Source organism: Amycolatopsis pithecellobii, assembly GCF_009707865.1.
GTDB lineage: Bacteria > Actinomycetota > Actinomycetes > Mycobacteriales > Pseudonocardiaceae > Amycolatopsis_E > Amycolatopsis_E pithecellobii.
In genome coordinates this window covers 11,580-22,537 of sequence record NZ_WMBA01000051.1, presented here as the reverse complement: position 1 = coordinate 22,537, position 10,958 = coordinate 11,580, and the positions used below count along the sequence as shown (strand labels likewise).

10 protein-coding genes are annotated in these 10,958 nt (G+C 69.5%); 7 read left to right on the top strand and 3 right to left on the bottom strand.

Annotated features, from left to right (window positions below; translation table 11 throughout):
* Nucleotides 1-4 precede the first annotated feature (4 nt).
* Entirely contained in the window at nt 5-1,132 is a 1,128-nt protein-coding gene (locus GKO32_RS27030) for an NAD(P)/FAD-dependent oxidoreductase (RefSeq protein WP_154759728.1), read from the bottom strand.
* A 59-nt stretch (nt 1,133-1,191) separates the two neighbouring features.
* Between GKO32_RS27030 and GKO32_RS27025 the strand changes: the two genes are divergently transcribed.
* The 3 genes from GKO32_RS27025 to GKO32_RS27015 are packed head-to-tail and all read left to right on the top strand — an operon-like array spanning nt 1,192 to nt 3,796.
* Nucleotides 1,192-2,145: an aldo/keto reductase gene (locus GKO32_RS27025; RefSeq protein WP_154759727.1), complete on the top strand. Its 954-nt coding sequence runs from the start codon at nt 1,192-1,194 to the stop codon at nt 2,143-2,145.
* On the top strand, nt 2,142-2,876 hold the full coding sequence (locus GKO32_RS27020; RefSeq protein ID WP_154759726.1) for an SDR family NAD(P)-dependent oxidoreductase: 735 nt from the start codon (nt 2,142-2,144) through the stop codon (nt 2,874-2,876). Before GKO32_RS27025 ends, GKO32_RS27020 begins: the two co-directional genes overlap by 4 nt.
* Nucleotides 2,877-2,881: 5 nt before the next feature.
* Nucleotides 2,882-3,796, top strand: coding sequence for an NAD(P)-dependent oxidoreductase (locus GKO32_RS27015; RefSeq protein WP_246244766.1), 915 nt, complete (start codon nt 2,882-2,884; stop codon nt 3,794-3,796).
* Between the two features lie 6 nt (nt 3,797-3,802).
* Here the strand turns inward: GKO32_RS27015 and GKO32_RS27010 are convergent, their stop codons facing one another.
* A complete protein-coding gene (locus GKO32_RS27010) occupies nt 3,803-5,230 on the bottom strand; it encodes an aldehyde dehydrogenase family protein (RefSeq protein WP_154759724.1) in 1,428 nt (475 codons plus the stop codon).
* 101 nt (nt 5,231-5,331) lie between these two features.
* On the opposite strand from GKO32_RS27010, the gene GKO32_RS27005 reads away from it, so the two are divergent.
* Nucleotides 5,332-6,000, top strand: coding sequence for a GntR family transcriptional regulator (locus GKO32_RS27005; protein ID WP_166459749.1), 669 nt, complete (start codon nt 5,332-5,334; stop codon nt 5,998-6,000).
* A 135-nt stretch (nt 6,001-6,135) separates the two neighbouring features.
* Here the strand turns inward: GKO32_RS27005 and GKO32_RS27000 are convergent, their stop codons facing one another.
* Nucleotides 6,136-7,755: a thiamine pyrophosphate-dependent enzyme gene (locus GKO32_RS27000; RefSeq protein ID WP_166459746.1), complete on the bottom strand. Its 1,620-nt coding sequence runs from the start codon at nt 7,753-7,755 to the stop codon at nt 6,136-6,138.
* A gap of 275 nt (nt 7,756-8,030) precedes the next feature.
* Here GKO32_RS27000 and GKO32_RS26995 point away from each other — a divergent pair, with 275 nt between their 5' ends.
* The 3 genes from GKO32_RS26995 to GKO32_RS26985 are packed head-to-tail and all read left to right on the top strand — an operon-like array spanning nt 8,031 to nt 10,926.
* Entirely contained in the window at nt 8,031-8,975 is a 945-nt protein-coding gene (locus GKO32_RS26995) for an ABC transporter permease (protein WP_154759722.1), read from the top strand.
* Nucleotides 8,972-9,922: an ABC transporter permease gene (locus GKO32_RS26990; protein ID WP_208024557.1), complete on the top strand. Its 951-nt coding sequence runs from the start codon at nt 8,972-8,974 to the stop codon at nt 9,920-9,922. Before GKO32_RS26995 ends, GKO32_RS26990 begins: the two co-directional genes overlap by 4 nt.
* Nucleotides 9,919-10,926 (top strand): ABC transporter ATP-binding protein, encoded by a 1,008-nt coding sequence (locus GKO32_RS26985; protein ID WP_154759721.1) that lies wholly within the window; start codon nt 9,919-9,921, stop codon nt 10,924-10,926. The genes GKO32_RS26990 and GKO32_RS26985 overlap by 4 nt, the downstream gene beginning before the upstream one ends.
* Nucleotides 10,927-10,958 lie beyond the last annotated feature (32 nt).

Here is a 10,958-nt window from a genome sequence, read left to right as displayed (position 1 = left end):
GGATTCAGGCGCCGGATGCCAACCGTTCGGGCGAGTACGTTTCCGCGTGCACACCCGCCGCCGCGAGAGCGGGGGAGACCTCGCCAGGCACGATGAGGTCGCGGGTCAGGCCGGCCATCGCCGGGGCGGTCTGGATGCCGAAACCGCCTTGCCCGGACAGCCAGAAGAAGCCCTCGGCCACCGGGTCGAAGCCCACCACCGGCAAACCGTCCGCGGCGTAGGTTCGCTGTCCCGCCCAGCTGCGGCGGACGTGGCGCAGCCCGAGGCGCGTCCACGTGTTGATGTCCTCGATGGCCTTCGCGATCCGCGGCTCGTCGGGTTTCGGGTCACCGGGCGCTTCGGGCGTCGCGTCGATCGGGGAGCACAGGAATTCCCGGCCTTCGGGCTTGAGGTAGAACAACCCGCCCAGTGACGCCAGCGTCGGCCATTCGCGCCGCGGCGGAAAAGCGTCGCTGGGGGAGAGGAAAACCGTGCGGCGTAACGGAGTCAGCCCGGCCGGCCGCACACGGGCGAGCCCCGCGACCTCGTCGCTCCACGCCCCGGCGGCGTTCACCACCACGGGAGCCCGCACCACGTCACCGGAAGCTGCTCGGACCGTCCACATTGTACTGTCACGTTCCAGTGCGGCCACCCGCCAGTCACGGTGGACGGTGCCACCGCGCGCGAGCAACCCGCGCAGGTACCCGGCGTGCAGCGCGGCCACGTCTACATCGGACCCCGTGGGGTCCCACATCGCCAGCGCCACGTTCTCCGTGCGCAGGATCGGGCAGGCACGGTGCGCCTCGGCCGGGGTCAGCACCTCCACCTCGGGCGTGGCGACCTCGGCCCGGAACCGTTCGCCCGCGGCCAGATCTTCCGCGCCGCAGAACCACAGCGTCGGCCGGGGCGACAGCAGCGGGGACGTGAAGATGTCCGGTGGGCGGGTCATCGTGGCGGCGGAGGCGCGGGTCAGCGCGCGCACCCCCGGGGCGCCGAGCGCGAGCACGAACGTCGCCGCGGACCGGCCGGTGGAATGGGCGGAGAGCATGCTTTCCCGCTCCACCAGGCAGACTTCGCGGTGCGCCGCGAGCTCGCAAGCGGCGGACACGCCCGCGATCCCACCGCCGATGACCAGGACGTCCACCGTGCGCATCCCACCACCCTTTCCCGCAGAAGCTTGACAATAAATCAAATAATGCCGAGAGTGAAGCGATGAAGTTCCGTCGCGTCGGCAGGTGGGGGCTCGAGGTTTCAGTGATCGGCTTCGGTTCGTGGCCGGCCGCGGCCGAGGACGACGCCGACGCGGCCCGCATCCTGGAACACGCCTACGACGCCGGCGTCCGGTTCTTCGACACCGCGAACTTCTACCAGGACGGCCATCGTGAGCAGCTCGTCGGCCGTACCCTGAGCCGGTATCCGCGCGAGTCCTATGTGCTCGCGACGAAGGTGTCCTTTCCCATCGGCGAGCCGCCGAACAACCAGGGCTTGTCCCGCAAGCACATCGTCGAGCAGTGCGACGCGTCGCTTCGCCGGCTCGGTGTCGATCACGTTGACCTCTACCAGTGCCACCGTTTCGAACCCGACACCCCGCTCGACGAGACCTGCCGCACCATGGACGACCTGGTGCGGCTCGGCAAGATCGTCTACTGGGGCGTGACCAGCTGGCCCGCGTCAGGGGTGGCCGACGCGGTTTCCCTGTGCACGCAACGAGGTTGGGCGTTACCGATCAGCGATCAGGAGCAGTATTCCGCGCTGTATCGCGTACCCGAGGACGGCGTGTTCGGCGAGTGCCGGAAGGCCGGACTCGGGCAGCTGGCGTGGTCACCGCTCGCGATGGGGGTGCTGGCCGGCCGGTATACCAGCGCGGCCGAGCTGCCCTCCGGCTCGCGCGCCACCAAGCCGGAGGGACGCTGGATGGCGCGGCTGCTCAACGAGGACACCGTGGGCGCGGTGAACGCGGCCCGCGCGCTGGCCGATGACGCCGGCATTTCGCTCGCGCAGCTCGCGCTGGTGTGGGCACTGGAACGCCCGGGGATGAGCTCGGTCGTCGTGGGCGCCTCGTCCGAACGGCAGCTGAGCGACACGGTCAAGGCCGCCGAGCTGACCCCGGATCCTGGACTGCTCGCCGAATACGACCGGCTCCTGTCGCCGGTCGCGATCCGGTGAACGACCTGGCGGGCCGCTCGATTCTGGTGGTCGGCGGCACCGCCGGGATCGGGCTCGCGACCGTGCGTGCCGTCGCCGCCCGCGGCGCCGACGTGACCGTGGCCGGACGGCGGCACGACCTCGCCCGTGACCTCGCCGCGGAGGTTGCCGGGCTCGGAATCCGTTGCGACGTAAGGGCCGAGGAGGAGTGCACGGCCGCCGTGGGCGCGGTGCTCGAACGCTTCGGGCGGCTCGACGCGGTCGTCTACGCCGCCGGGATCTCGCCACTGGCCGAGCTGACCGCCGCCGGTTCCGTGCTGTGGCAAGACGTTCTCGGCACCGTGCTGGTCGGTGCGGCACAGACGTTGCGGGCGGCGATCCCGCCGCTGCTGGAGCACGACGGCCGGTTCGTCGTGCTCAGCTCGACCATGGTCGGCAGGCCGTGGCCCGGCATGGTGCCGTATGCGTGCGCGCGGGCGGGGCTGGAGGAACTCGTGCGCGGGGTGCGGGCGGAAGTCCCCGCGCTGCGGGTGACGCGGCTGGTCGTCGGCCCCACCCGCACCGGTTTCGAAGCACATTTCCCGCCCGAGGAGTTCGCCTCCTACGTAACCCGGTGGCGTGCCGCGGGTTTGCTGGCCGGCCGGCGCTCACTCACGCCCGGGGAAGTCGCGGAGGCGATCGTCGTGAGCCTCACGACGACGGGGCGCCTGGACGAGCTGTCGGTGCAACCGTATGCCGAAAGGACCGAGTGACCACAATGGACGGTGCCCCGATCGTCGTGCTGAGCCGGAACCTGTCCGATCCGGATGCCCAGCGCTGGCTGGCCGGGCGGGCGCGGATCCGGATCGGTGCGCTGGAGGAGCTGACCGAGGCCGAGGGCCTGATCGCGGTGTGGCCCACCGTGGTGGACCGGGCGTTGCTGGCGCGGGCACCCCGGCTCCGGGTGATCGCCACCGTCACCGCGGGAACCGAGCACGTGGATCTACGGGCCGCAGAAGAACGGGGGATCACGGTGGTCAGCGGTGCCGGTGCCGCGCCGGACGCCGTGATCGAGTGGGCGATCTGGGCGATGATCGGGTTGAGCCGCCGGTTCGCCTTCGCCGCGCGCCGGTTCGACGACGGCACCTGGGACTGGCGCGCGCGATTCGCGGACGGGCGCTCGCACCAGCTCACCGGTCGCACGCTGGGTGTCGTCGGGCTGGGCCATATCGGGCGCGGCCTCGCGCACGTCGCATCGGCGACGTTCGGGATGCGGGTGCTGGGTTTCGACCCCTACGCCGATCCGGTCCCTGGCGTGACGGCCACGTCGTTCGACGAGCTGCTGGACGGCAGCGACATCGTCAGCCTGCACCTGCCGCTGACCGACGCGACGCGCGGCCTCATCGGCCGCGACGAACTCCAGCGGATCGGGCCGGACGGCATCCTCATCGACGCCTCGCGCGGCGGAGTGGTCAGCGAGAACGCCGTCATCGAGGCACTGCGCACGGGCGAACTCGGCGCTGCGGCGCTCGATGTGTTCAGCGAGGAACCACCAAGCGCCGCAACGGTTTCCGGCCTCGTCGCAACCGGGCGGGTAGTGCTGACCCCGCACGCGGCCGGGGTGAGCACGGCGGCCCTGCGCGCGCTCAACCGCCGCGCCGTCGAGCAGGTCATCGCCGTGCTCCGCCCGTGAACACCGCTACGCGGCCCGTGAGCGCAAGGTCTTGAGCTCGAAGAACTCCTCGATACCGTAGCGGCCCATCTCCCGGCCGATACCGGATTGCCGGTAGCCGCCGAAGGGGGCCAGCAGGTCCATCTGCGCATTGTTGACGAACACCGATCCGGCGCGCAGTTCACGTGCCACGCGGTCGGCGCGCGCCGGGTCGCTGGACCACACGGCGGCTGAAAGCCCGTAGGTGGTGTCGTTCGCGATGCGGATCGCGTCCTCGTCGTCCTCGAACGGGATCACGCACAGCACGGGCCCGAAAATCTCCTCGCGCGCGATCCGCATATCGGGCTTCACGTCCGTGAAAACGGTCGGCGCGACATAGGCACCCTGCCCCAGTTCCGGCGGCACGTCGGCGCCGCCGGCCAGCAGCCGCGCCCCGTCCGCGACGCCGCTCTGGATATACTTGATAACCTTCGCGCGCTGCTCCTGCGACACCAGCGGGCCCAGCCGGGTGCCCTCGGCGAGCGGGTCCCCGATGGGGAATTCGGCTATCCGCTCGGCGATCTGCTCCTCGACTTCGCCGAGCCGGGCGCGCGGCACGAGCATCCGGGTCAGCGCGACGCAGGTCTGACCGGAGTTGCCGAAGCATTTCCCCAGCCCGTGCGGGACGGCCTTCGTCAGGTCGGCGTCATCAAGTATCAGGAAGGGCGACTTGCCCCCGAGTTCCAGCGCGACCCGTTTGATGGTCTGCGACGCCAGCGCGGCGATGCGGGAGCCCGTGCGGGTCGACCCCGTGAAGCTCACCATGTCGATGCCGGGGTGGCCCGCCAGCGCCTCACCCACCGGGGCTCCCGTGCCGGAAACCAGGTTCACCACGCCCGGCGGGAGCCCAGCCGCGTCCACGATCTCGGCCAGGACGAACGCGCTCAGCGGGGCCAGTTCGCTCGGCTTGACGACCACCGTGCAGCCGGCCGCCAGCGCCGGCCCGATCTTGAGCGTGATCTGGAACAGCGGGTAGTTCCACGGCGTGATGCAACCGACGACTCCCAGCGGTTCGCGGACCACCACGGCCGAACCGATCTCCTCCTCCAGCGGGATGGCTTCGAACGAGCTCCGCATCGAGGCCAGCACCGCCAGTGACGAGCCGACCTGGGTCGCGCGCGAAAACCACAACGGCGAGCCCATTTCCCGGGAGATGAGGGCCGCGATCTCTTCGGCGCGTTCGGTGATGCCCGCGTGAATCCGGTCGAGGTAATCCAGGCGCGTAGTGGGGTCGGTGTGCGACCAGGCGGGAAACGCGGCCCTGGCTGCCGCGACGGCGGCGTCGACATCCGATGCGGCACCGGCCGGGACGGCGCCGACGACGCTGCCATCCGCCGGGTTCACCACCTCGATTCGCCCGGGTGCCGCCGATGGAATCCACTCGCCGCCGAGGTAGAGCGCGTCTTGTCGAAGCATATCTAATCTTAAACCAAATATTAAATCAGCGGAACACTGTCGGCCGTTTTCCGGCGTGGGCGTTTGACAGTGCGGTCCCGGTGTGGCACAACGTGTTCGTGGTGGACTCGGTAGGGCCGGTCAAGCTCAGCGACCAGATCGCTGACACGTTGCGGGCCGAAATCGTTGCCGGCGAGCATCGCGAACCGGGCTCGCTCCGGCTCGTGCCTCTCGCCGAACGTCTTGGCGTCAGTACGACTCCGGTGCGAGAGGCGCTGGCCATCCTGGAGCGGCAGGGGCTGGTCACCGGCCACGTGCATCGCGGTTTCCAGGTGGTCGAGCTGACCCCGACCGACGTCGCGGACGTGTTCGAGATGCACGCGTTCATCATGCGGACGCTCACCGAACGTGCGGTCGAAAACCTCTCCGGCGCGGAGCTCGACGAGCTGGAGAAGCTGGACAAGCAGATGTGGAAGGCGATCAGGGCGCGCGACGCGGTCACCGCGCGCAGCGTGAACCACACGATCCACCAGCGCATCAACGACGCAGGCGAGTCAGGGCTGCTCGTGCGGTTCCTGCGCGCGTCGGCGCCGTTCGTCAATCTCAACTCCGAGCTGCGCAGTATCCGCAAGGCCGACCGGGAGGTCCTCGGCCACGCCGCGATCATCGACGCGATCCGCGCCGGCGATGCGGCGACCGCGGGCCAGCTGATGTACGACCACGTGATGCACAACGGTGCGGTGGCCGTGGCACGCGCCGAGGAGGCCGCAACCCGCGCGGCGGCGGAGTAGCTCGTATCGGCGCCCGCGCCGTGACGGGTGTGCCCTTCGGCGCTGTCCGCCGCATGGCCGGGTGAGTGGCTGTTGTGCGGGGCCGGGTGAGTGGTGCTCCGGCGGGCGGCGGTGGGCCATGCCACCCGACCGGAGTCAGCCCGGCCGGGTGGGGAGCAGCGGCCAGGGGTCGGCCATCGTCCCGACCGTGACGGCGATCAGGGCCGGTTCATCGGCGGCGATCGCCGACCGTAGTTCGTGGGACAGGGTTTCCGGGGAGTCGGCGCGGCGGGCGGTCACGCCGAAGGCTTCCGCCAGCGCGGCGAAATCCGGGTTGGTGAGGTCCGAGCCGATCACCCGGCCGTCGAACTTGGCCTGCTGCAGGCGTTTGACGTTGGTGAACTGCCCGTCCACGAACACCACCGCCACCAGCCCGATACCGAACCGCCGCGCCGTCGCCAGTTCTTGCAGGTTCCAGCCGAAACCACCGTCACCGCTGATCGATACGACGGGCACATCCGGCCGCGCGACCTTGGCGCCCAGGCCGGTCGGGAAACCGTAGCCGAGCGTGCCCTGGTACCCCGGTGTAAGAAACGTCCGCGGCTGGTAAACGGGATACGCGGCATTGGCGAAATACCCGACCTGAGTCAGTTCGTTCACCAGGATCCCGTCATCGGGAATGGCTGCACGTAAGGCTTTCGCGTACTCCGCCTGCGGTGTGACCGCGGCATATCGGGCCTCGGCGCCGCGCCGCGCCGCATCCACCCGTTCCCGCGCGGGACCGGTGTCGGCCGGGGCACCGTAGGCCTCGGCGATGGCTTCCGCGCCGAGTGCCGCATCGGCCTGGACCGCGACGTCCACCGGCCGTGGTGCCGCGAAATCGTCGAGGTCGGCGTTGACCGAAATGACCCGCGCCCCGGGTGCGACCGGCACCGGATCGCCGGACAGCAACATGAACCGCGTGCCGATCGCGACCACCACATCCGCCTCGGCGAGGATGTCCACCCCCGGCGTGGGCATGACGGCGAGCGGGTGGCGGTCGGAGATCGCGCCACGCCCGTTCAGGGTCGTCACCACCGGCGCACCGATGGTCTCCGCGAGCCGGGTGACCGCCGCCGACCCGTTCGCCGCCTGCACCCCCCAGCCCGCGACGATCACCGGACGAGCCGCCCCGCGCAGCGCGGCCGCGGCCTGCTCCACGACCGCCGGATCGGGGTGGATCCGCCCGTCGAAACCCGGCTCGGGCGCGCACAGTTCGACCTCCGCCGTGGCCTGCAGGATATCGGGCGGGATCTCCAGCGCCACCGGGCGCGGACGTCCGGTCGCCAGCTCGGTGCACGCCGCCCGGACCAGCCGCGGGATGTCCTGCGGGCGGCGGGCGAGCCGCTGCCACGTGGTGAGCGCACCGATGATCTCGGACTGGCGCGGGATCTCGTGCAGCATCCCGAAACCACGGCCGAGTGTGTGCGACGGGATCTGCCCGGCGATGAGCAGCACCGGCGACGAGCACGCCCACGCGGTCGCCAGACCCGACAGCGCATTCAGCACCCCAGGGCCGGGCACCACCATCGCCACCCCGGGACGGCCGCTCGCCCGCGCGTAACCGTCGGCCAGATACGTCGTCGCCTGCTCGTGCCGGGTGTTGTGGAAGCGGATCTTGCCGGCCACCTGTGCCAGTCCGTCGGTAGCCCAGTCCAGTTGGGCACCGGGGACGCCGAACACATCGGTGACACCTTCGAGGACGAGCTGGCGGGCCAGGGCCTCGCCGCCGGTCATTTCCATGACGGGGGTCCCATCGATCGAGGTTGTTGCGGGAACGTTAAGGCCAGATTTGATCTGTTGTCAAATCTCTGGCGATGCGCGAGGATCAACGCAGTGGGAGTGCTTGGATTACATATCAAAGATCAAAAGACATTGACATGTGGTCAGCCCGAGTTCATGCTGAACCGCACCAACCGACCCGGCAGGCCAAAACGGTGTCCCAGTGTGCACCGTGCGGCTCCGGTTCGGCCAGCGGCGGACCGGACTGCACTTTGGACGGTGGGTGAGCGATGCTGAGACTGACGGCGTGGCGCGTCGCGCGGATGGTCCCGCTGCTGTTCCTGGTCTCGATCGGCGCTTTCGGCCTGGTCTACCTGATTCCCGGTGACCCGGCGTCGGCGATCGCGGGCCAGGATGCGGATCCCGCACAGGTCGCGGCGATCCGCAGCCAGCTCGGCCTCGACAAGCCGGTCTGGGAGCAGTACTGGCACTGGATTTCCGGGCTGGCGCAGGGCCGTTTCGGCACCTCGCTGTACGACCAGACCTCGGTTGTGTCCTCGATCCAGGAACGCTTCCCGGTCACCCTCTCGCTGACGGTGGCCGCACTCGTGGTCGCACTGGCGATCGGGATTCCGGTCGGTATTCTCGCGGCGACGCACCGCGGCACGGTGCTCGACCGGGCCATCACCGCGCTCAGCACGGTCGGTATCGCGATGCCCGCCTTCTGGCTGGGGCTGTTGCTGATCATCGGGTTCTCGCTGAAACTCAACGTGCTGCCCGCGGTCGGCTACGTGCCGTGGACGACCGACCCCGGCGGCTGGCTCGAGCACATCACACTGCCCGCGGTGACCCTCGGCCTCGCGGCGGCGGCGGAACTGGCAAGGCACACCCGCAGCGCGCTGTCGGAAACGTTGCAGCAGGACTACATCCGGACCGCGCGGATGATCGGCATCCGCTCGCACAAGGTCAATCTCAAGCACGCGCTGAAGAACGCCGGCGCCCCCATTCTCACCATCTTCAGTTTCCAGGTTTCGTTCCTGCTCGGTGGTTCTCTCGTCGTCGAGCAGATCTTCAACCTGCCGGGGCTCGGGAGTTTCGCCATCTCCGCGGTGGGACAGAAGGACCTGCCGGTCATTCAGGCCGTCGTCATGGTGACCGCCCTGATCGTGATGGGAGTCAACTTGCTCACCGACATCGCTTACGGCTACCTCAACCCGCGGGTGCGTGCGACGTGACACTGCGAAACGACCCGGCCATCGGAGCCGGACCGGAAACCACGGTCGACGCCTGGGACCGTTACGCGGCGCTGGCCGGCACGGGCGATGACGGCGGGGTTCCGGCGCGGCGCGTGCGATACCGGTTCCTGCGCCGGTTCGTGCGTCAGCGGCTCGCCGTCGGTGCCCTGATCTTCCTGCTGCTGGTGCTGGTCACGTGTGTGCTCGCACCGCTGATCGCCCCGTACGATCCGCTGGCGCAGGACCTGAGCGCGTCGTTGCTGCCGCCGAGCGGAAGCCACTGGCTGGGCACCGATCTGCTGGGCCGTGACGTGTTCTCCCGGCTGCTGTACGGGGGCCGGGTCTCGTTGCAGGCCGCGGGCGTGGCCACCGCGACGGCGCTGGTGATCGGCGTGATCCCCGGTCTTGCCGCCGGTTATCTGGGCCGCCGCGTCGATCAGGTCATCATGGCGCTGACCGACGCGCTGATGAGCTTTCCCGCGCTGGTGCTCGCGATCGGCGTGATCAGCGTGACCGGGGCCGGGGTCACCAACGCGATGCTCGCGGTCGGCGTGATCGTCGCCCCGCGGGTGCTGCGGCTGGTCCGCAGCACGACCATGCACATCAAGGAAGAAACCTATGTGGAGGCCGCCCGCAGTATCGGGACCTCGACCCCGGTGATCATCTTCCGGCACATCCTGCCGAACGTGCTGCCGCCGCTGATCGTCTTCACGTCACTGCTCGCCGGCGCGACGATGCTTGTCGAAGCCTCGCTGAGCTTCATCGGCCTCGGCGTGCGGCCACCGGATGCCAGCTGGGGGACGATGCTGGGGGACGCGTTCAGCCGGATCAGCCAGGCACCCACGCTGATCCTGTTTCCCGGTGCCGCGATCGCACTGACCGTGCTCGCGCTGAACCTGTTCGGGGACGGGATCCGCGATTCGATCGGCCGGGAGTCGCGACGATGACCGAACCGACCCTGCGGGTGCGCGATCTCGACGTGGAACTGCTGTCCGGCGGCGGCTGGCGCAAGGTCGTCGACGACGTCAGTTTCGATGTGCACGCCGGCGAAACACTGGGCATCGTCGGTGAATCCGGCTCCGGCAAGACGATCACGAGTCTCGCGGTGCTGGGGCTGCTGCCGAAACGCACGTCGAAGGTCGGCTCGGGCAGTATCCAGCTCGCCGGAAAGGAACTCGTCGGCCTGCGCCGTTCCGAGCTGGAAGACTTGCGCGGCAACGAAATGAGCATGATCTTCCAGGAGCCGATGACGAGCCTGAACCCCGCGTTCACGGTCGGGGCGCAGATCGCGGAAGGCGTCCGGCGCCACCGCGGTTGCTCGCGTGCCGATGCGCATAAGCGGGCCGTGGAAATGCTGGATCTGGTGGGCATTCCGGGCGCGGCGTCGCGGGCGAAGAGCTACCCGTACGAGATGTCCGGCGGGATGCGGCAGCGGGTGATGATCGCGCTGGCGATCGCGTCCGATCCACGGCTGCTCATCGCCGACGAACCCACGACGGCGCTCGATGTCACGATCCAGGCCCAGATTCTCGAGCTGCTCAAACGGATGCAGCGGGAACTCGGGCTGGCGCTGGTGTTCATCACGCACAACATGGGTGTGGTGGCCGACGTGTGCGATCGCGTCGTGGTGATGTACGCGGGACAGGTCGTCGAGCACAACACCGTCGAGGAGATCTTCGCGCATCCACGGCAGCCCTACACCAGTGGCCTGTTGCGGGCGACGCCGACGATCGACCGGATATCGGGGCCGCTGGTGTCCATCCCCGGCCGGCCGCCGGATGATCCGGCCGCGATGACCGGGTGCCGGTTCGAGCCGCGCTGCCCGTTCGCCGTCGAGGCCTGCGCGCACGAGACGGTCGCACTGGTCACGGGTCCGGAAGGGGAACAGCACCGATGTATCCGTGCCGACGAACTCCACTTGGCAATCCGACCGAATGTAGGCCGCCCGTGATCAACCGGAAGCCGGGCTACGCCACGCGGACA